Here is a 20,138-nt window from a genome sequence, read left to right on the forward strand (position 1 = left end):
CAGAGTTATCCACAGGCTAGCTTTCCGAAACAGGCTTTTTAATTCAGCTAAAGTACTGAGCTTATGTACTCCATCTTACTATCCGCTGGCTGGCCTATTTGGCCCCTCCTCATCATCTCCATATTGGGCTTAGCAATCGCCTTAGAGCGTTGCTGGTATCTGCGACAAACGCATATATTCCCCAAAAATTGCCTAGAAAGCGTTTTTTCTCTTGCAAATCAGTTGGTTGGAAGCAAATCCAGCGTTTCTGAGCAGCAGATTACGGAATTGGCCAACCTTTCTCCTGCAAGCCCTTTATTGGCCTGCGCACTAAAAGAGAAATTATCTGGCAGTAACGCCGATGCTGCGCTGGAGGAGTTGCAAGTGACCGCACAAAGCACTTGGCTTAAGCTGGACCGCTACTTAGGCGCACTTGCCACGATCGCCACAGTCGCTCCGCTATTAGGCTTATTTGGCACTGTAGTGGGCATGATTGAAATCTTTGGCAGCCAAGGCGCGATCAATAGCGCTGCTGGTAGCCCACAACAATTAGCCCACGGCATATCAGTTGCCTTGTACAACACGGCATTTGGACTATTGATTGCCATTCCTGCATTAGCTGCTTGGCGCGGTTTACGTGCAATGGCAAATCAACGTCAACGTGAATGCGAAGAATTTACTCGTCAACTGTTTAAAAAACTCTATCCAGCCGATTCCGCAAAATGAGTTGGTTAGAAACGCACCCGCGAGCTAAGAGAAGATTTTCTCTTGGGGGTAGTGCTCCACCTGTAGAGCCAGAAATCAATCTGATTCCTTTTATTGATGTGCTCTTGGTAGTTCTGATCTTTTTAATGATCTCCACAACCTTCACACGTTATCAAGAATTAGCCATTACTTTACCCACAGCTAATGGCAATGAGAGCCAAACAGAGGTAAAGCAAATTCATATTGCAGTGAGTCGCGATGGCCGCTTCGCAGTGAATGGCAAAGTGGTAGATCGATCACAACTCAGCAATTCATTAACTCAGCTAAATGGACAAAGCAGCCAGAAGGAAGCCGCCAGCTCTCTGCAAGTGAATATTGATGCCGATGCCAAAGCGCCTCACCAAGCTGTGATGAGCGCACTGGAGGCGGCACGTGATGCGAACCTATCTAACATTGTCTTTAGCAGTCAAACCAAAAAATAACTTCAGAACTAAGAAAAATATTTTTCATGTCCTTTTCTTTTTTCCGTAAAGCTCCCAAGTTTTGGGAAAGACGTGGCCCCACGAGCTTATTGCTATGGCCACTCTCCTGGCTTTATGGCTTGGTGATACGCATACGTAAGTTAATTCTGGATACGGGCTTAGTAAAGCAACAGCCTGCTCCAGTACCAGTCATTATTGTGGGCAATATTCGTGTAGGCGGAACTGGCAAGACGCCTATCGTGATCGCTCTAGCAGAACGCCTTAGTCACCTTGGATGGAGGCCTGGAATTATTAGTCGAGGCTATGGATCTTCTTCGCAAATAACACCCCTACAAGTACGCAGCGATTCTGATCCGACCCTAGTTGGTGACGAGCCTGTATTGATTGCAAAACGCACACACGATCAATTTCCGATTTGGGTTTTTCCAAAGCGTCAAAAAAGTATTGGGGCTTTACTCAAGCATTCACCCAATGTAAACGTCATCATTAGTGATGATGGCTTGCAACACACTGGCTTAGCACGCTGGCCCGCTCGTGAAGGTGGTCGCGATATCGAACTCGTGGTTCGTGATGGACGTGGTGAAGGTAATCGCTTTTTGCTACCTGCAGGCCCTTTGCGTGAACCCGCCACACGCGAGCGTGATGCCACACTCTTTACTGGAAAAACAAAAGGTCTTGAATCTAAGCTTGGCCCCCAAGATGAATACTATTTAGGGCGTCGCGCATTCTCGCTCTTGGGTAATTTGGGAAATGCGTATCAATTGATTAATTCTAAAAATACGCAGACGCTTGCTCAAATTGCAGATAGCTATCTACCAAACAAAATTACGGCTGTTGCCGCCTTGGGTAATCCACAACGCTTTTTTGATGATCTCCTCAAACAAGGAATTGCCGCTAAATCGATTCCTTTGCCGGATCATGCGACGTATACCCCCGAGTTCTTTGAGAAGATCAATGCGCAATGCATCCTCATTACTGAAAAAGATGCTGTGAAATGTGCAGCCATTACAGATGAACGCATTTGGGTGGTGCCAATGACTCTCACCCTCCCAGATAGCTTGGCTGACTGGCTGCAATCTATCCTGCAAAGACCCAGTCCTTATCGCTACACCTTGTAGGTTTAGCTTACATAGCACTACACTGTGTCATCCCCTATTTAGATCACCATTAAAGAAATCATGGATAAACGACTGCTCAATATTTTGGTTTGCCCTTTGTGCAAAAGCCAATTGCATTTAAACGCCGAGAAACATGAGCTCATTTGCAAAGCCGATCGCTTGGCTTACCCGATTCGGGATGATGTGCCGGTAATGCTGGTTGAAGAAGCACGCAGCCTTAGCGCTGATGAAATCGCTTAAGCATTGACTGCTCAATCTCAATGAATGCTACCCCTAAAGCTCCCGATTTTTTAGTGGTGATTCCGGCTCGACTGGGATCCACTCGTTTACCGAGAAAACCTCTAGCTGATATTGGTGGCAAACCAATGGTGATTCGCGTGGCTGAACGCGCTAAGCAATCGCTTGCACAAAGCGTTGTAGTGGCAACCGATTCACCAGAGATACAAGCTGCATGCGATGAGCATCGTATCGAGTGTTTACTCACTAGCGCAGATCATCCAACCGGAACCGACCGTATTGCTGAAGTGGCCCAGCTACTGAAGCTACCTAGCAATGCATTGATTGTGAATGTGCAAGGTGATGAGCCGCTCATACCACCTGAATTAATCAATCAAGTTGCCAGAACTTTAGCTGAACATATGGGGTGCGCTATCTCCACAGTTGCCGTACCGATTACCGATGTCACAGAGATCAACAACCCCAATGTGGTGAAAGTAGTTCTTAATCGCTCCAGTGAAGCGCTCTACTTTTCCAGAGCGCCGATTCCCTTTGAGAGAGACCCTCAAGCCAATCAAAAAATAGCGCATCTACGCCACTTGGGCATCTATGCCTACCGAGCCGACTTTTTACAGGCCTACACTCGTCTAGAACCAGCACCTCCAGAGCAGGCTGAAGCCCTAGAGCAGCTGCGCGCCCTCTGGAATGGTTATCGCATAGCCGTCCATACCGCCTCAGAAGCTCCTCCTGCTGGGGTCGACACCCCAGAAGACCTCGAAAGAGTGCGCCAGTTACTGGCTGGTTCCTAGACTAACCTCAGACCAAAAGCTAAAACCTCAGTAGTTTTAAGCTTCTCGGGGATAATCCTAGGCAATAGGCTTCTAAGATCCCGACAAAATACGGGACAATGTCAGCTCTTCTAAGGGGAAAACAATGCGGTTGATTCTGCTCGGTGCACCAGGTGCTGGAAAAGGCACACAAGCTCAGTTTATTTGCGAAAAATTTGCAATTCCACAAATTTCCACTGGCGATATGTTGCGCGCTGCTGTGAAAGCAGGAACTGAACTCGGTATTGCAGCCAAAAAAATTATGGATGCAGGCGGCCTCGTTTCTGATGACATCATCATCGGCCTCGTTAAAGATCGCTTAACTCAACCTGATTGCAGCAAAGGCTATTTGTTTGATGGTTTTCCAAGAACCATTCCTCAAGCACAAGCCATGAAAGATGCTGGCGTTCCGATTGATTACGTTTTAGAAATCGATGTGCCATTTGATGCCATCATCGATCGCATGGGTGGACGTCGTGTTCACCCTGCCTCTGGCCGTACTTATCACATCAAATACAACCCACCCAAAGTTGCAGGCAAAGATGATGTGACTGGCGATGATCTTATTCAGCGTGACGACGACAAAGAAGCAACTGTTCGCAAACGTTTGCAGGTATATGACGATCAGACTCGTCCATTGGTGGAGTACTACTCCTCTTGGGCTGCGCAAGGTAATCCAGCAGACAAGGTAAAGGCACCGGCTTATCGCAAGGTAAGCGGCACTGGTAGTGTTGAAGACATTACTGCTTCGATTTTTGCCTGTCTGAAATAACACTTTTATGCCTTCCATAAAGGGGTTGCTACGGCAGCCCCTTTTTCATTATCAAGATATGGGTTATTATCTCTATACCACCTGGTGGTATAGTTTTGAATGACTAAAAAACGCATCCTAAAAACGAAAACTTTTTCACGATGGTTAATTAAAAATAATCTAAACAGTCGTCATTTGATAGAAGCAGTCGAAGAGATGGAGAGGGGACTCATTGATGCCGATCTTGGATGTAACGTTTATAAAAAACGGGTAAAGCTTATTGGAATGGGTAAAAGGGGCGGCGCCAGAATTATCGTGGCTACCAAACTTTTAAAACAATGGTATTTAATGTTTGGATTTGCAAAAAATGAAAAATCAAATATCAGCAATGATGAACTGATATTTTTTCAAGAAACTGCAAAAAGATTACTTCATTTATCTGACCGAGAAATAGATTCGGCTATACATGCCAACCAATTAGAGGAATTAAAGATCGATGAAAAATAATAAGAAAAGTCGAATTATTCAGGAGATGCAAGAAACGGTTGTTGGCTTGCATCAGGCGGGGGTTATCACAAAGAAGAGTTTGGAGGAATTTGAAGCTCTCCATAATCTTGACGTAAAACCCATGACCCCCACCCGCATTAAGCGCTTACGTGCTAAGACGCGTCTTAGCCAGGCAGTATTTGCAGTAACAATCAATGCCAGCCTCTCGACGGTTCAAAAATGGGAAGCTGGGGATAAGAGCCCAAGCGGGCCTTCCTTGAAGCTCTTGTCACTGATTGAAAGAAAGGGTTTGGAGGTGGTGCTCTGACCAATGGAAGTAATTCAATCTACATCAGAAAAAAAAGACTGCAAGTGAACTGACCCACAAAAGTTGGACTTTAAATCCAACTCAAAGGGGTCAGTTCACTTGCAGTCCTTGTTTATGCATGAACACTTAATTTCATACCCAAGGCATGTATTACCCTGGCTACCGTCTCAAACCGTGGACGCGCTTCAATTTTTAAGGCTCTATAAAGAGACTCCCTGGTTACTCCACTCTTTTTAGCAATAGCAGTCATTCCTTTTGCCCTAGCAATGTCGCCGATTGCTGCAACAAATAAAGCAGGATCCCCATCCTCTAGCACAGCAGTTAAATATCCAGCGATATCTGCCTCAGTTTTTAAGTAATCCACGACATCAAATTTAGGTAAATCTTTTATTTTTATTTTTTTTGTATTTTTCATTCAATCCTCCATCGTTAAAAGCAACTTCTTAACATTTTTAATATCAGCCTTTTGAGTTGTTTTATAACCGCCGCCCAACATCACAATTACTACCTTCCCACGTCGTAAGTAATACATCCGCCAACCGGAACCAAAATGCTCTCGCATCTCCCAAATTCCATTTGCATCAGTTATTGGGGCTATATCACCCAAATTTCCCAATGCGGCCCTACGCAGTCTTGCTAATAATCGACCTCGAGTTAAAGGGTCGCGAATAGCGTTTAGCCAGACCTCAAATTCAACTGTTTTATTGATTTCATACATCTTCAGATTGTAATCAATCGGTTACAGTATACACAAAACCTTACCAAGAGCGCTGCTTTAAAACATTAAAAAATTTAGATGGCTAAGGTAATGTGAAGTTGGATAGGCAAATAAAAAGCCTGTAACTTCAGGCTTTATTGAAATTAAGAATATCCCTTGGGATTATTTTTCTGCCATCGCCAAGAATCAGCGCACATGCGATCAATCCCCAATTGGGCTTCCCAGCCTAAAACTTTTTTAGCCAACGTTGGATCTGCGTAGTATTCAGATAGATCACCAGCTCGTCGAGTAACAACCTCATAAGGAATCTTTACTCCCGATGCTCCCTCAAACGCCTTAATCATGTCAAAAACGCTATAAGGTTTTCCGGTTCCCAGGTTTACTGTGATGGACGCATTCTGTTCTAAGGCTTTTAAAGCCGCCAGGTGACCTGCAGCCAAATCCTCGACGTGAATGTAATCCCTTAAACCCGTTCCATCTGGGGTTGGGTAATCATTTCCATACACCATCAATTTTTCTTGAGCCCTAATGGCGACCTGAGTCATAAAGGGCATTAGGTTATTTGGTTTGCCAAAAGGATTTTCACCAATCTGCCCCGACTCATGAGCGCCCACTGGGTTGAAATATCTTAGCAAGGCAATTCTTAAAGCAGGGTTAGCCTTTTGTAGGTCACGCAAAATATCCTCAACCATCAATTTGGTTCTGCCGTAGACATTGATCGGCGACAAAGGGGTGTCTTCGGTATAACAAACCGATCCTGGATTTCCGTATACGGTTGCAGAAGAGGAGAAGATCAATTGATTTACATTGGCTCGCATCATCTCTTCAAATAAAACAATACTTCCCGACACGTTGTTATCAAAGTACTTCAGAGGGAAGGCTTCAGATTCACCTACTGCTTTCAGGCCTGCAAAATGTATTACCGAGTCAAATGCATACTGCTCAAAAGTAGCTCTAACTAGCGCTCTATCTCGTATATCGCCCTCGATGAACTCAACTGCATTTCCAGTTAAGTCTTCTATGCGCTTGATGACCCCCAAGCTACTGTTGGATAAGTTATCCAGAATGACAATCTCTTTACCGGAATTCAATAGCTGAACTACGGTATGAGAGCCGATATAACCAGCGCCACCAGTGACCAGAATTTTTTTCATATTTTTAATTGCATCTTCAGTGGTAAGTACTGCTCACCAAATCGGCTACTTCAATTCTTTTAGAGCACTCTCGAAAGATTCGATATCCGCAAAGCTTCTATAGACCGAAGCAAATCGGATGTAAGCCACTTTGTCGAGACGCTTGAGTTCACGCATCACCAACTCACCTACGCGCTCACTCGGAATCTCTTTTTCGCCAAGGCTTAGGAGCTTTTCTTCAATGCGGGCAATGGATTCATCGACGGAGTCTGAAGATACTGGGCGCTTACGCAGGGCTAACTTTAGTGAACTTGCCAGCTTGTCGTGACTGTATTCAACTCTGCTGCCGTTCTTCTTGACGATGGCTGGGAGCGCCAACTCAACGCGCTCATAGGTAGTAAAGCGCTTATCGCACTTGGCACAACGGCGACGACGACGAATAGTATCGCCCTCGTCAGATACCCGGGTATCTAGAACTTGGGTATCTTCGTTATGACAGAAAGGACAGCGCAATTAGCTCTTCTCTTGGTTGGATTAATTAATGCTTAACCGTAAACCGGGAAACGCTTCGTGAGCTCAGAAACTTGAGCACGCACTTTAGCGATGTTCTCAGGATCATTTGGGTTATCCAAAACATCCGCAATAAAGTTACCTACTTGTCTTGCTTCTGCTTCTTTAAATCCACGGGTAGTCATCGCTGGTGATCCTAAACGAATACCACTGGTCACCATTGGTTTTTCTGGATCGTTTGGAATACCGTTTTTGTTGCAAGTAATGTGCGCTTCACCTAAAACGCGCTCAGCTTCTTTGCCGGTCATTTTCTTGGCGCGCAAATCTACCAACATCAAATGAGAATCTGTTCCACCAGAAACAATTCTTAAGCCACGCGCAATCAAAGTCTCTGCAAGTGCTTTTGCATTAGCTACAACTTGCTTTTGGTAATCAATAAAGCCCGGCTCCTGCGCTTCTTTGAATGCTGCCGCTTTACCTGCGATCACATGCATCAAAGGACCACCCTGTAAGCCTGGGAACACTGCAGAGTTAATCGCTTTCTCGTGCTCAGCCTTCATCAAGATGATGCCGCCACGGGGACCTCGCAAACTCTTGTGAGTAGTAGAAGTAACGATGTCAGCATGCGGTACTGGGTTTGGATAAACACCTGCTGCAACTAAGCCAGCATAGTGAGCCATGTCGACCATAAAAATCGCGCCCACTTCTTTTGCTAATTTACCGATGCGCTCGAAATCAATTTTTAAAGAGTAAGCAGATGCCCCAGCAATAATCAATTTTGGTTTGTGCTCACGAGCGAGACGCTCCATTTGCTCGTAATCAATCTCTTCATTTTTATCGAGACCGTAAGCAATTGGGTTAAACCATTTACCGCTCATGTTCAACGCCATACCGTGGGTCAAGTGGCCACCTTCAGCAAGACTCATACCCATGAAGGTATCGCCTGGTTTTAAGAAAGCCAAGAATACTGCTTGGTTAGCAGATGCTCCGCAATGGGGTTGTACGTTTGCCGCTTCAGCACCAAACAATGCTTTGACACGATCAATCGCCAATTGCTCAGCAACGTCCACGAACTCACAACCGCCGTAATAACGCTTGCCCGGATAACCTTCGGCATACTTATTGGTCAACTGAGACCCTTGGGCCTCCATTACCGCTGGTGAGGTGTAGTTCTCAGAAGCAATCAGCTCAATATGGTCTTCCTGACGCTTATTTTCGTTCTGAATGGCTGCCCATAATTGGGGATCGGTTTTGGCTAAGGTGTTTTGACGGTCAAACATGGTGATAATCCTGAAAAAGTTGGATTGCTGAGTGAATTAACTTAGTAAAATCAACCTACATCATACAAAATCCACCATGACCCCTACACAAGACCTCTCATTTCTCTCCCTAGTCCTTAATGCCAGCCTATTAGTACAGTTGGTAATGTTGTTATTACTAGGGATGTCCATCGCCTCTTGGACCATTATTTTCAAGAAAACTGCTGTTTTACGTGGGGTCCGCCAGGATACCGAGCGCTTTGAGCGCGACTTTTGGGCTGGCGGCGACCTCAATACCCTCCTGGAGGCAGCCCAGCGTAATAACCGCAATGACGCGGTCCTAGAGCATATTTTCGAAGCTGGGATGCAAGAATTTGCAAAAGGTCGTGAGATTGACGCCGCCCGTCGCGCCATGAAAGCCACCTACCAACGCGAAATGGACCTCCTGGAAGCCAATCTACCTTTCTTGGCATCCGTTGGCTCAGTCTCGCCGTATATCGGCCTCTTTGGCACGGTTTGGGGCATCATGCACTCCTTCCGCGGTTTGGCTAATGTGCAAAACGCGACTCTTTCTGCTGTAGCTCCTGGTATCGCAGAAGCGTTAATCGCCACAGCAATTGGTTTGTTCGCAGCGATTCCGGCAGTGGTTGCTTATAACCGCGCAGCAACTGATGTAGACCGCCTCTCCATTCGCTTTGAAACTTTCATTGAAGAGTTCACCAATATCTTGCAGCGTCAGACTGCAGGGCGTTAATTGAAATAACGCGTGAACCGATAAGCGAAAAAAATTATGGCTGGATCTTCATTACGTAAAAACAAACGTCGGGCAATGTCTGACATCAACGTCGTTCCGTACATCGACGTAATGCTGGTATTACTCGTGATCTTTATGGTCACTGCACCAATGGTCAATCCAGGTGTTGTCAACTTACCCACTGTTGGTGGCGCCAAAGTGCAATCACTACCGCCAGTCTTTTTAACGATTGATGCCAACGAGAATGTCATCGTGCGCAAAGATGGTGATCCGACTCAAACACTCAATAAATTTGAACTCGGTGCTTTTGCAAGATCACAAGCAGAAAAGTCTGCCGATCAACCTATTGTCATCGCCGCAGATAAATCCATCAAATATGAAACAGTGATGGAAGTCATGTCCAAGCTCAAAGAGAATGGCGTGAAGCGCGTTGGCCTTGCGGTCAAGACCCAGTAAGAATCTGGCCTTCATAGCTGCTCATGAATAGCGCACCTTCTTTTCAGCAATCATTTTCGCCGTTTAAGCGAGGGCGTTTTACGAAAGAAGAAAGCACTAAGCGCGCGTTTACTTTTTCACTCATTGCCCATTTGGGATTGCTTGCCTTTCTAATGATTGGCATTAGCTGGAATAACACCACCTCTTCTGGTGTTGAAGTTGAGCTTTGGGATTCCGCTCCACAGGTTGAAGCACCGCCTGAACCGGAACTCAAAACCGAAATAAAAGAAGAAGCTGCCGATATCGCCATCAAGAAAAAGAAGGTTGAGAAAGAGCCTCCTAAAAAAGAGGTGAAAGAAACTCCTAAAGCAATAAAACCTCCTCCGCCCAAGGAGAAGGAAAAGCCGAAGAAGGAAGAGCCGCCGAAAAAGGCTGAAGCTCCTAAAGCACAGTCACCGGCAGAAACCAAAGCCAATGCCGCAGCAGAAAAAGCACGTGCAGATCAGTTAGCGCGTTTACGTGCAGCAGCTGGTGCCGAAGGTGGTAGGGGTGGAACCGTTGGCAGTGGAGTCGGCGGCGGAGGTAATGCACCTCCAGGCTGGACTGATAAAGTAATTAAAAAGGTTAAGCCATTGATTGTCTTTAACCCTGAATCCGTGAGTGGCAACCCTGCAGCAGTCATTTTGGTAAGCCTGGCTCCAGACGGGGCTATTTTAAGTACTAGTATTCAATCCTCTAGCGGCAACGCTGGCTGGGATCGCGCAGTACTTCTTGCCCTCTCTCGCGCAGAAAGTCTGCCGAAAGACGACAATGGCAAAATTCCACAACGCGAAGTAAAACTGACTTTTAAACCCAAGGATTAATGCATGTTGCGATTAGTGAAAAGAGAACTACAGAGACTGGCATCAAAACTGAACTCTTTTGGCTTGATTATTTTTGCAGTGTTTGTCAGTATGGCAACACCTGCGCTAGCGCAGATGAATATTGAAATCACAGGCGTTGGTCAATCGCTCTACCCAATCGCGGTAATGCGTTTTAAAGACGAGAATAAATTACCCACTAGCGTTACTGAAATCATTCGACAAGATTTAGCGCGCAGCGGTTATTTTAAAAATACAGAAAATGGTAATGCCGTTGAGAGTGATGATGGTACGCCTAACTACAAATCGTGGGCAGCACGCGGTGCTGATGCACTGGTGGTTGGATCAGTCGTGCAGACTGGCAATAATCAGTTTGACATTCATTACAAGCTGTTTGATGTTCGTAAATCCCAAAGTCTGGGTGGCTTAAATCTCAACTCAAGCGCCGATAACCTGCGTGCGGTTGCCCACAAAATTGCTGATGACATCATCTTCAAATTACTGGGTGAGCGTGGCGTGTTCTCCACCCGTCTCTCCTACGTCATCAAGGATGGCAAGCGCTATCGCCTGGTGATCTCGGATGCTGACGGTCAAAATATTCGCAATGCACTCAATAGTGCTGAGCCCATCATTTCCCCATCCTGGTCACCTGATGGCAAGAAAGTGGCGTACGTTTCTTTTGAAGACCGCAAGCCAGTCATTTATGTTCACGAGCTTGCTACTGGTCGTCGCATTTCTCTATCAAATCAAAAAGGCAACAACAGTGCACCAGCCTGGTCACCTGATGGTAAGAAATTAGCCATCTCATTATCTAAAGACGGCAACACTCAGATCTACGGCATCAATGCCGAGGGCACGGGTTTACATCGCTTAACTCGTGGCAACACGATTGATACTGAGCCGCAATATTCTGCTGATGGTCGCTATATCTATTTCACCAGCGATCGCGGTGGTAACCCACAAATCTATCGTATGAGTGCTGATGGCGAACAAGCTGAAGGCGTAAAACGGATTACCTTCAAACAAGGTTTTGTGACCTCACCTCGCATCTCACCTGATGGCAAGTACTTAGCTTACATTGCTAACGTTGGTGGCGCATACCGCCTCTACATTCTGAACTTAGCTACTGGTGATGCTCAGGCGCTTACTGACGGGACCAGTGATGAATCTCCTTCCTTTGCTGCCAATGGCCGCTATGTTCTCTACTCCACCAAAGTGGGTGGTAAACGCGTTCTTGCTGCTGTCTCAGTTGACGGGAATTCCAAGCAGGTGTTGAGCATTCCAGGATCTGATGTACGTCAGCCTTCCTGGGGTCCATTCATGGACTAGGTCCTAACTACGTTAAACCCCCTTTTAGGGGTTGAAATAGTCACTATTGACGTTCTTGGGGGCATAATATTGTCTATTGATTCATTTATAGATTTAGCTCGTAGGAAAAAGGAAAATTCATGAAGATTTCTATCGCACGTCGCGCAGCGACATTCGCCTTGATCGGTGCCACAGCATTTTTGATGGCAGCATGCTCCAGCGTCAAACTAGATGACACTGATGGCGCCAATGGTAGCGGCAGTGGCAAATTTGGCTCACAGCCGTGGAATGATCCAAGCAGCCCACTCTTTGAGAAAAGCGTTTACTTTGGCTTTGATGAATACACCGTTCAGACTAAATACCAAAAAATGTTGTCTGCTCATGCAGGCTACTTAAAAGCGAATCCAAAGCAGAAGATCATTATTCAAGGCAATACCGATGAACGCGGCACAGCTGAATACAACTTGGCACTTGGCCAACGTCGTTCTGATGCTGTACGTAAATCATTGAACTTGATGGGCGTTTCTGACGACCAAATGGAAGCGGTGAGCTTTGGTAAAGAAAAACCAAAAGCAGAAGGTGATACCGAAGCAGCTTGGGCAGAAAATCGCCGCGCTGATATTGTTTACATCACGAACTAAATGAAGATACTTTCATGCTCAGTAAAACAAACGCTCTCACGAGCGTTTTGTTTAAGTGCTGCTCTCATTTGCTTAGGCGCATCTAATAGCGCCTGGGCGCTCTTCTCTGATGATGAAGCGCGTAAGGCAATTCTGGATCTGCGTAAGTCTCTAGCCACCACCCAGCTTGAGTTACAGGGCCAAATCGACAAACTCAAAACTGAGAATGCAGAGCTCCGTGGCAAAGTTGAAGAACTTGAGAAACAAGGCGAAGACATTAGTACCAGTCAGAAGACTTACTACCAAGATCTCGATACTCGTTTAGGTAATTTTGAGCCTCGCACCGTAACGATTGAAGGCGTTTCTGGAACAGTACAACCTGGTGAGAAAAAAGCCTACGACGACGCCTTAAAGTCATTCCAAGCAGGCAGTCTCAAAAAAGCTGATGAGGGATTTTCAGTATTTGCCGCCAAATATCCTAAAAGCCCTTACTTACCACTTGCTCTGTACTGGAGCGGTAATAGCAAATATGCGAATAAAGATTACGCCGGTGCGATTAGCCAACTACAAAGCCTAATTAAGAAATTTCCGAATCATCCACGCGTTCCTGCTGCGATGGTCACCTTAGGAAACTCGCAATTAGAAAGCGGCAATAAGGCAGCAGCTAAAAAAACATTTAGCGAAATCATTGCTAAATATCCAGACACTGATGCCGCTAAAGATGCACAGCAACTCATTGCTAGCACCAAGTAATTAATCATTTATGTCTAAGCTTTCTGCTGCATTCGAATCTCTGGCGCCCCGTAAACCGGGTGCTCCAGCAGTCATCCTATTTTCAGGTGGACTGGACTCCACTACTGTTCTAGCCCTTGCCAAAGACCTGGGCTATACGCCGTATGCCCTTTCGGTTGGATATGGTCAGCGTCATTCATCTGAGCTGGCAGCAGCGAAACATATTGCCAAGCAAATTGGAGTGGCACGACACGAAGTAGTTAACCTAGATCTCACTCGCTTTGGGGGCTCTGCCTTAACTGACTCCTCGATTGCGGTCCCAACAACGCCCGGTAAAGATCAAGAAATCCCCGTTACCTACGTACCAGCACGCAATACGATCCTGCTATCACTTGCATTGGGTTGGGCAGAGTCATTGGGTGGTCTTGATATTTTCTATGGCGCTAATTCGGTGGATTACTCAGGTTACCCTGACTGCCGCCCTGAATATGTTGCCTCTTTTGAACATATGGCCAACCTAGCTACTAAAGCAGGCGTAGAAGCCATCAATGATGCAAATCGCTTTCGAGTGCACGCCCCCATTATCAGCCTGACTAAAGGCGAAATCATCCAACTGGGTAGCACTCTAGGCGTTGATTACTCGCAAACAGTCTCTTGCTATCAAGCCAACGATTTAGGTGAAGCTTGTGGAGAATGTGAGTCTTGCCGTCTAAGGCAGGCAGGCTTTAAGCAAGCCAATGTGGGCGATCCTACTCGCTATCAGAAGAATAAATAAGATCTTTTTATTTATAAGGCTGGCTGACCTGTATCAGGTCAATTAATCGCATAATTTTTAGATTCGTAAGTCACTATCGATTTCAGTAAAGACTCAAATCTAATTGCATCTTGACTTCCTGGGCTAGGCTCATTATCAAAAAAAGCGGATGCCTCAATTAGTACAGCTTGATATTCAAACTCATTTTGGATTAAAACTATTTTCTTCATCAGCTCACTTCAACTACTTTTGTTGAGCATCCTCGCCACATAGCGCGCGATGAGATCAACCTCAAGATTCACCGCATCACCTTGCTTGAGATTACCCAACGTAGTGTTTTCCAGGGTGTGGGGAATGATATTGATATTGATGATGCAAGCAGTTGCCGTGTCTTCAGTCTGATTGACTGTAAGCGATACGCCATTCACAACAATCGAGCCTTTGTAAGCCAAATATTGCGCCAACTCTTTTGGCGCCTCGATGCGTAACAACCAAGATCCATAAGCATCATTAGCCACTTGAGCAAAATGCGCCACTTTACCAACACCATCTACGTGCCCGCTAACTAAATGTCCGCCCAGGCGATCATTTAAGCGCATGGCTTTTTCGAGGTTGACTGGACCGACCTTATCAAGACCAATCGTTTTATTCAGAGACTCGCGAGAAATATCCAGGGCAAAAGAATTGCTGGTTAACTGGGTAGCTGTCATGCAAGCACCTTGAATGGCAATGCTGTCACCCAAGGCAACATCATCCAAATAGCCAGATGGAACTTCAACAACTAAATGCAAGCCATCGCCCTTTGCTTGAGCGCTCTTAATTTGACCAACTGCAGTAATGATTCCAGTAAACATGAGGTGATTTTAGTTCTTAATTAAGCGGAGTCGAAGATCGGGGCCAAAGAGACTGTGATCAATGACTTTCCACTGTTCTTTGTCATTCAGGGAATTTAGGGGCGAAATATTAGCCATTCCAATACCATCGCCCATCAAGAATGGGCCGTAGTAGAGCAGTAGCTCATCTACACAGTTTTCTCTGAGCAAAGAACCATTGAGCTTAAAGCCCGATTCAATATGAATCTCATTCATCTCACGCTCTTTAGCTAAATACGTGAATAGTTTTGGCAGATCTACTTTGCCAGATGGGTTAGCCATAGCAATGACTTCTATACCGCGCTCAGTAAATGCTTGCGCTTTTTGTTGCATTTCAGGGCTGTCCAAACTGGCACAAACAATGATGACGCCTGATTGCTCAATGTTGTTGAGAATCTTCGCTGCCGGCGGCGTTTCTAATTTGGAATCTACGATGATGCGCCAAGGTTGACGCTCAGTTTGAACATCTCGCACATTCAGGGTGGGATCATCTTCTTTAACAGTGCCTACACCAGTCACAATGGCACAAGCTTGCGCACGCCAATGATGGCCATCCGCTCTCGCTAGCGGTCCAGTGATCCACTGACTGCGGCCATCAGGTAAAGCTGTTTTGCCATCTAAGCTTGCAGCGATTTTCATGCGCACCCAAGGTAGGCTACGCGTCATTCGTGAAATAAATCCTGGATTTAATGACCGTGCTTCTGCTTCCATTAGTCCGCTGTGCACTTTGATTCCTGCAGCAGTTAGGCGTTCTAAGCCTTTACCAGCAACCAAGGGATTAGGATCAGACATCGCCACGAATACGGCTGCAGGTTTCGCAGCAATCAATGCATCAACGCACGGAGGGGTTCGCCCGGTATGACTGCAGGGTTCCAGCGTGACATAGATGGTTGATCCCGTAGGATCATTTCCGAGTGATTTAGCGTTCGCTAGGGCTTGCACCTCAGCATGAGCGCTGCCTACCTTCTGAGTAAAGCCCTTACCAATCACTTTGCCATCTTTAACAATGACACAACCCACTCTAGGATTAGGGTTCGATAAATAAAGTGCTTTTTGAGCCTCGGCTATTGCCTCGCTCATGAACTGGTGGTCAACTGCGCTGTACATAGGGTCTATTAAACCATTCAATGGCAGCGCTTTGCATCTCTAGCAGGGTCACAGATTCGCCAGCGCCCTCCACTTCCCAAAATCATTTGGCGCTCCAAGTCGGGAGCCCTGCTGTGACCCAGGATCAATCGATTGGCCACAAACCCGCCTTGAGCCGTTTTTGCCGCACCAGCAGCATTAAACAGAATGCCCTTCTTGCCCGAATTGGGGTCGATAAATTGCTTGCCTCCACCCTTAAAGTAAACGGGGTCAATACTTCCCTGCGAAAACCAGGGCTTTTCAATGCAATCCGGTTTGGCCGGCTTTCCGATGCAGCCACTTTTAACCACCCAACCCGCCTCCCACCGATCGCTAGAAATAGGCACAAGGTGGACGGGTTGACCCAAATGTAAGGCCTGCTGACGAGCAAAGTGGGCATGAGCAATAAACCTTCTGGCAATAGTCTCAATTTCTTGGGCGGCAATTTGTTGTTGCAACAAAGGCATGGTCATCATCGCAACCATGGCAATGAGTAAAACCACAGCCATTAATTCAAGGAGGCTAAATCCAGATTTCGAATCCAACTTGCAGTTATTCAAATACTTGTCGCCAGTTTATGCGAGTGACTGTGCCAGATGTTGCATCAATCACAACACCAATCTGAATCGCCGGCTTCTCTTTGCTCGAAATCAGCCAACGGTTTTTACCGACTGATTGAACAAAGCAAACATTCTCTTCCAAATTAGCAAGAGTGGTTAAATTTTTCTCGCAGTCTATGACTGCTTTTTCAGCAGCAAGAAAATGTTTCTGAGCTACTTCCATTGTTTTTACTTCTACGATACGTAATGCACTCAGCCTCTCTAAATACGCAATGAGAGATGAACAGAGTAAGAGTAGCGATATCACCCAAGCTAAAATCACAAGAGATTCCTCGTCGAAAAAGTTCTTTCAAGATCTAGATTGAGCTTGGCTCCGTCAGTCATTTGCAGCTTGATCTTAAAAAGCCTTGATGCCGATAAATGCTGGGCTTGAGAGGGGCTCAACTCCTCTATTAAAAGACTATTAACCCCATTCATTAAGGTGGTGTTTTGAATGCGTCCCTGGCGATCGAGCGACTGACAAATTAGCGAACCGCCATTGACTTTCTTACCTTTGGGAATACCTGCCTGATAATCCACCAAGAATCCTTGCATGGCTAAGTTATTTTTTGTGCGATCTTGAGTAAGTGCATTACCAATGCAATCAAAATCTGTACCAGCGGATAATTCATGACGAATGATCAATGAATCCGATCCACGAAATCCCGACCTTTTTTCAACCCGAAGAAATGAATCATCGCTTTTTTGCTGTCTTATTTTTTGTCCTGACTTTTGGATTGGGATTTGAGCGGTTTGAATATTTCGATATCCAGCCATACGAATCGCGCGGCCAATTAATTCAAATGCACGATCCGCCTCTGAAATTAATGCTTGTGATTTTTCATACTCAATTTGCTTAATTACCAAATCAGCGCTTGTCTTTAAGAGAGGGTTGAGTAGAAGTGCGCATAGAGCGATTCCGACTAGACATTCGAGCAGACTCATTACTTAGGGCTTTTTTGGGTAGATTGCCATTGGTCCTGCTGTGTTCTTGTATTTCAAAAGTATCCGAATCCTTTCTGAGTTGAGCTCTTTTACTTTCTTGTTGTGTCAGAGTTAAAGCGAGGCGCTGATAAACGCCCGCCGATGTCATCCAAACTCCCAAAATCAGGGCCATTGCGACCAGAACCTCCAGCAAGATGAATCCCTGGCCATTTTTAGATCTCATTGGGGGTTGAGGAGCTTTATAGGGGGCATCGCCCATTTTCAAAGGCAGTCTTGTGGACTGAAACTCCGAACCAAGGCTCTTGCTGTCAGAAACACGGGATATTGAGGTAGGACAGCACTGTAAAGGGCTCCTGAGCTTAAAATAGAGGGCTATGCCAAATACCCTTGCCTCCACCGAAGAAATCATTGCCGAGCTCCGCGCCGGCAAAATGGTGATCCTCGTCGATGAAGAAGATCGTGAGAACGAAGGTGATTTAGTCATAGCCGCCGATCATGTCACCGCTGAGGCTGTGAATTTCATGGCAAAACACGGCCGTGGATTGATTTGCTTAACCTTGACGCGCGAGCGCTGCCAACAACTCAACCTACCTTTGATGGTTCGGGATAACGGCACATCCATGGGAACGAATTTCACAGTTTCTATCGAAGCAGCTAGCGGAGTAACTACAGGCATCTCAGCGGCTGATCGTGCGCTCACCATTAAAACTGCTGTGGCATCAAATGCCAAGCCCAGTGATTTAGTACAACCTGGCCATATTTTTCCACTGATGGCACAGCCTGGGGGTGTACTTATACGCTCAGGACATACTGAAGCGGGTTGCGACTTGGCAGCAATGGCTGGATGCTCAGCGACTTCCGTAATTTGTGAAATCATGAAAGACGATGGCAGCATGGCACGTCTTCCAGATCTTCTAGAGTTTGCGAAAGAGCATCAATTAAAAATTGGCAGCATTGCAGATCTCATTCAATACCGTAGCCAACATGAAAGCATTGTGGTTCGAGAAGGTACTCGTGAATTCATTACCCCTTGGGGAAAATTCCAAGGCATTATTTATCGTGATACTCCTAGCTCATGCATTCATATTGCATTAGTGCATGGCAAGCCTTCTGAAGCTCAAGAAACCTTAGTGCGCGTGCATGAGCCAGTCACTGTTTTAGACTTCCTGGACTCCAATGTCAGCAACCATTCATGGCCGCTAGCGAAGGCCTTAGAGCAAATTGCCGCTTCACCGGCTGGTGTAGCCGTGCTCCTCAATGCCTCTGGCATTGCAGCCCCTAATGATCAAGATTGGTTAGCGCAATTTCAGAAACTGAATCAATCGCAGGAAGAAAGCAAGAAGCCGTTGGCTAGAAAAACTGATTTCAGAAGCTACGGTATTGGCGCCCAAATATTGAAAGATATTGGTGTTGGCAAAATGCGCTTGCTTGCCAACCCAAGTCCTGTGCCTAGCCTTTCTGGTTATAAGCTCGAGGTTACAGGTTACAAGCCGTACACTTCTTAAATTCCATTAAAGCCTGAATATTTTAAAGATTGATATGACGAGTTCCACTAATGATTTTGTAGGCGTACTAGAAGCTGATCTCAATGGTCAAGATCTCCGTATCGGTGTTGTGCAAGCACGCTTTAATGAAGATCATTGCGTTGCCCTAACCAATTCCTGTATCAATGAATTAATTTCTCTTGGGGTTTCCCAAGCAGATATCAAATTGGTGACTGTTCCTGGCGCGCTAGAGATTCCATTTGCCCTCCAAAAAATGGCCGAGACTGGTGAATTTGATGGCTTAGTTGCCCTAGGCGCAGTCATTCGCGGTGAGACCTATCACTTCGAATTAGTCTCCAATGAATCTGCTTCTGGCATCACTCGTATCTCGATTGACTCTGGATTACCAATCGCCAATGGTGTGCTCACTTGCGACACTGATGAGCAAGCTCTTGCTCGTGTTCAGGTAAAAGGCGCAGAATGTGCTCAAGCAGTAGTGGAGATGGCAAATTTAGCCTTGGCATTAACTCCTGATATTGATATCGAAATTAACTCGAGTGAAGAAGAATAATTCGCATGTCTACATCTAGCCAAAATCCACTAAACCCTCAAGCCGCCAAGGAAGTAAAGCCTGCTCCAAAGCGCTCACTGACACCACGTCGTCGCGCTCGTGAATACGCCCTCCAGGGTGTTTATCAAAGCCTAGTCATGCGTCGTGCTGGCAGCATCCCTAATGGCGCCTCCATTGCCAAGCAGCTTGCGGAAGACCCCGCATTCCGTCGCTGCCAACTTGATCTCTTCCAAGGTATTTTTGATGGCGTACTGGCTCGTACCGATGAGCTGGAGGCGATTATTACCCCAGCATTAGATCGCCCAATTAACGAACTTTCTCCAGTGGAGCATGCAGCATTACTCATTGGCGCTTATGAGCTAGCTATCGATCTTTCGGTACCTTACAAAGTGGCCATCAATGAAGCGGTTGAACTTGCTAAAACCTTTGGCGGTACTGATGGCCATAAGTATGTCAATGGCGTTCTTGATCTACTTGCCCAGAAGCTTCGCACTGCCGAGACTCAGGCAGGCTACACACCCCCTAACTAGCAGCAAGGAATCCAGCCTCTAGGCCCTAAAAGCTTGG

General features: G+C 46.1%; 28 protein-coding genes. 18 read left to right on the forward strand and 10 right to left on the reverse strand.

The genetic code is table 11. The annotated features are described in order from the left end of the window. The first annotated feature begins 63 nt into the window (after positions 1 to 63). From VC182_RS05880 to VC182_RS05915, 8 genes are all read left to right on the forward strand, one after another. Entirely contained in the window at positions 64 to 705 is a 642-nt protein-coding gene (locus VC182_RS05880) for a MotA/TolQ/ExbB proton channel family protein (protein ID WP_323484805.1), read from the forward strand. Beyond that, positions 702 to 1,166, forward strand: coding sequence for a biopolymer transporter ExbD (locus VC182_RS05885; protein WP_323484806.1), 465 nt, complete (start codon positions 702 to 704; stop codon positions 1,164 to 1,166). Before VC182_RS05880 ends, VC182_RS05885 begins: the two co-directional genes overlap by 4 nt. Before the next feature lie 26 nt (positions 1,167 to 1,192). Next, positions 1,193 to 2,284, forward strand: a complete 1,092-nt coding sequence (gene lpxK, locus VC182_RS05890; protein ID WP_323484807.1) for a tetraacyldisaccharide 4'-kinase — start codon at positions 1,193 to 1,195, stop codon at positions 2,282 to 2,284. A gap of 60 nt (positions 2,285 to 2,344) precedes the next feature. Beyond that, positions 2,345 to 2,524 carry a Trm112 family protein gene (locus VC182_RS05895; protein ID WP_072583288.1) on the forward strand — a complete coding sequence of 60 codons (180 nt, stop codon included), beginning with the start codon at positions 2,345 to 2,347 and terminating at the stop codon, positions 2,522 to 2,524. Positions 2,525 to 2,544: 20 nt separating this feature from the next. After that, entirely contained in the window at positions 2,545 to 3,309 is a 765-nt protein-coding gene (gene kdsB, locus VC182_RS05900) for a 3-deoxy-manno-octulosonate cytidylyltransferase (RefSeq protein WP_323484808.1), read from the forward strand. 124 nt (positions 3,310 to 3,433) lie between these two features. Further along, positions 3,434 to 4,099, forward strand: a complete 666-nt coding sequence (adk, locus tag VC182_RS05905; RefSeq protein WP_323473414.1) for an adenylate kinase — start codon at positions 3,434 to 3,436, stop codon at positions 4,097 to 4,099. 99 nt (positions 4,100 to 4,198) lie between these two features. Then, a complete protein-coding gene (locus VC182_RS05910) occupies positions 4,199 to 4,585 on the forward strand; it encodes a type II toxin-antitoxin system RelE/ParE family toxin (RefSeq protein ID WP_323473415.1) in 387 nt (128 codons plus the stop codon). Then, on the forward strand, positions 4,575 to 4,892 hold the full coding sequence (locus VC182_RS05915; protein WP_323473416.1) for a helix-turn-helix domain-containing protein: 318 nt from the start codon (positions 4,575 to 4,577) through the stop codon (positions 4,890 to 4,892). The genes VC182_RS05910 and VC182_RS05915 overlap by 11 nt, the downstream gene beginning before the upstream one ends. A gap of 112 nt (positions 4,893 to 5,004) precedes the next feature. On the opposite strand, the gene VC182_RS05920 is transcribed toward VC182_RS05915, so the two are convergent. The 5 genes from VC182_RS05920 to glyA form a co-directional block, all read right to left on the reverse strand. Continuing rightward, the gene (locus VC182_RS05920) at positions 5,005 to 5,307 is read right to left on the reverse strand and encodes an addiction module antidote protein (RefSeq protein WP_072583291.1); all 303 of its coding nucleotides are present in this window, start codon (positions 5,305 to 5,307) and stop codon (positions 5,005 to 5,007) included. Then, positions 5,308 to 5,610, reverse strand: a complete 303-nt coding sequence (locus VC182_RS05925; protein ID WP_323484809.1) for a type II toxin-antitoxin system RelE/ParE family toxin — start codon at positions 5,608 to 5,610, stop codon at positions 5,308 to 5,310. A gap of 143 nt (positions 5,611 to 5,753) precedes the next feature. After that, positions 5,754 to 6,764 (reverse strand): UDP-glucose 4-epimerase GalE, encoded by a 1,011-nt coding sequence (galE, locus tag VC182_RS05930; RefSeq protein ID WP_323484810.1) that lies wholly within the window; start codon positions 6,762 to 6,764, stop codon positions 5,754 to 5,756. A gap of 45 nt (positions 6,765 to 6,809) precedes the next feature. Further along, entirely contained in the window at positions 6,810 to 7,256 is a 447-nt protein-coding gene (gene nrdR / locus VC182_RS05935) for a transcriptional regulator NrdR (RefSeq protein ID WP_072583294.1), read from the reverse strand. A gap of 32 nt (positions 7,257 to 7,288) precedes the next feature. Beyond that, positions 7,289 to 8,533, reverse strand: coding sequence for a serine hydroxymethyltransferase (gene glyA / locus VC182_RS05940; protein ID WP_323484811.1), 1,245 nt, complete (start codon positions 8,531 to 8,533; stop codon positions 7,289 to 7,291). Between the two features lie 76 nt (positions 8,534 to 8,609). On the opposite strand from glyA, the gene tolQ reads away from it, so the two are divergent. The 7 genes from tolQ (at position 8,610) to queC (ending at position 13,996) form a co-directional block, all read left to right on the forward strand. Next, positions 8,610 to 9,266, forward strand: a complete 657-nt coding sequence (tolQ, locus tag VC182_RS05945) for a protein TolQ (protein WP_323484812.1) — start codon at positions 8,610 to 8,612, stop codon at positions 9,264 to 9,266. Between the two features lie 36 nt (positions 9,267 to 9,302). Beyond that, positions 9,303 to 9,722 (forward strand): protein TolR, encoded by a 420-nt coding sequence (gene tolR, locus VC182_RS05950; protein WP_072583297.1) that lies wholly within the window; start codon positions 9,303 to 9,305, stop codon positions 9,720 to 9,722. 23 nt (positions 9,723 to 9,745) lie between these two features. Further along, entirely contained in the window at positions 9,746 to 10,564 is an 819-nt protein-coding gene (gene tolA / locus VC182_RS05955; protein ID WP_323484813.1) for a cell envelope integrity protein TolA, read from the forward strand. A gap of 3 nt (positions 10,565 to 10,567) precedes the next feature. Further along, positions 10,568 to 11,890, forward strand: a complete 1,323-nt coding sequence (tolB, locus tag VC182_RS05960; protein ID WP_323484814.1) for a Tol-Pal system beta propeller repeat protein TolB — start codon at positions 10,568 to 10,570, stop codon at positions 11,888 to 11,890. 119 nt (positions 11,891 to 12,009) lie between these two features. After that, positions 12,010 to 12,510: a peptidoglycan-associated lipoprotein Pal gene (pal, locus tag VC182_RS05965; protein ID WP_216121639.1), complete on the forward strand. Its 501-nt coding sequence runs from the start codon at positions 12,010 to 12,012 to the stop codon at positions 12,508 to 12,510. Then, a complete protein-coding gene (ybgF, locus tag VC182_RS05970; protein ID WP_323484815.1) occupies positions 12,511 to 13,242 on the forward strand; it encodes a tol-pal system protein YbgF in 732 nt (243 codons plus the stop codon). A 10-nt stretch (positions 13,243 to 13,252) separates the two neighbouring features. Then, entirely contained in the window at positions 13,253 to 13,996 is a 744-nt protein-coding gene (gene queC / locus VC182_RS05975) for a 7-cyano-7-deazaguanine synthase QueC (RefSeq protein ID WP_323484816.1), read from the forward strand. A gap of 218 nt (positions 13,997 to 14,214) precedes the next feature. Here queC and VC182_RS05980 read toward each other — a convergent pair whose 3' ends face one another. From VC182_RS05980 to VC182_RS06000, 5 genes are read right to left on the reverse strand one after another with little or no spacing between them, the layout of a single operon-like run. After that, complete coding sequence (locus VC182_RS05980) at positions 14,215 to 14,829, reverse strand: riboflavin synthase (protein WP_323484817.1); 615 nt, start codon at positions 14,827 to 14,829, stop codon at positions 14,215 to 14,217. 9 nt (positions 14,830 to 14,838) lie between these two features. Beyond that, the gene (ribD, locus tag VC182_RS05985) at positions 14,839 to 15,954 is read right to left on the reverse strand and encodes a bifunctional diaminohydroxyphosphoribosylaminopyrimidine deaminase/5-amino-6-(5-phosphoribosylamino)uracil reductase RibD (RefSeq protein ID WP_323484818.1); all 1,116 of its coding nucleotides are present in this window, start codon (positions 15,952 to 15,954) and stop codon (positions 14,839 to 14,841) included. A gap of 17 nt (positions 15,955 to 15,971) precedes the next feature. Continuing rightward, positions 15,972 to 16,517: a GspH/FimT family pseudopilin gene (locus tag VC182_RS05990; RefSeq protein ID WP_323484819.1), complete on the reverse strand. Its 546-nt coding sequence runs from the start codon at positions 16,515 to 16,517 to the stop codon at positions 15,972 to 15,974. A 7-nt stretch (positions 16,518 to 16,524) separates the two neighbouring features. Then, positions 16,525 to 16,854, reverse strand: a complete 330-nt coding sequence (locus tag VC182_RS05995; RefSeq protein ID WP_216121634.1) for a hypothetical protein — start codon at positions 16,852 to 16,854, stop codon at positions 16,525 to 16,527. After that, entirely contained in the window at positions 16,851 to 17,516 is a 666-nt protein-coding gene (locus tag VC182_RS06000; RefSeq protein WP_323484820.1) for a hypothetical protein, read from the reverse strand. The genes VC182_RS05995 and VC182_RS06000 overlap by 4 nt, the downstream gene beginning before the upstream one ends. A gap of 374 nt (positions 17,517 to 17,890) precedes the next feature. On the opposite strand from VC182_RS06000, the gene ribBA reads away from it, so the two are divergent. The 3 genes from ribBA to nusB are packed head-to-tail and all read left to right on the forward strand — an operon-like array spanning position 17,891 to position 20,101. Then, positions 17,891 to 19,021 (forward strand): bifunctional 3,4-dihydroxy-2-butanone-4-phosphate synthase/GTP cyclohydrolase II, encoded by a 1,131-nt coding sequence (gene ribBA, locus VC182_RS06005; protein WP_216242710.1) that lies wholly within the window; start codon positions 17,891 to 17,893, stop codon positions 19,019 to 19,021. Between the two features lie 34 nt (positions 19,022 to 19,055). After that, entirely contained in the window at positions 19,056 to 19,571 is a 516-nt protein-coding gene (ribH, locus tag VC182_RS06010) for a 6,7-dimethyl-8-ribityllumazine synthase (RefSeq protein WP_072583310.1), read from the forward strand. 5 nt (positions 19,572 to 19,576) lie between these two features. Next, positions 19,577 to 20,101: a transcription antitermination factor NusB gene (nusB, locus tag VC182_RS06015; RefSeq protein ID WP_323484821.1), complete on the forward strand. Its 525-nt coding sequence runs from the start codon at positions 19,577 to 19,579 to the stop codon at positions 20,099 to 20,101. The last annotated feature ends 37 nt before the right edge of the window (positions 20,102 to 20,138 follow it).

It is taken from the genome of Polynucleobacter sp. AP-Nickl1-40-C4 (assembly GCF_035012665.1).
Classification (GTDB): Bacteria; Pseudomonadota; Gammaproteobacteria; order Burkholderiales; family Burkholderiaceae; genus Polynucleobacter.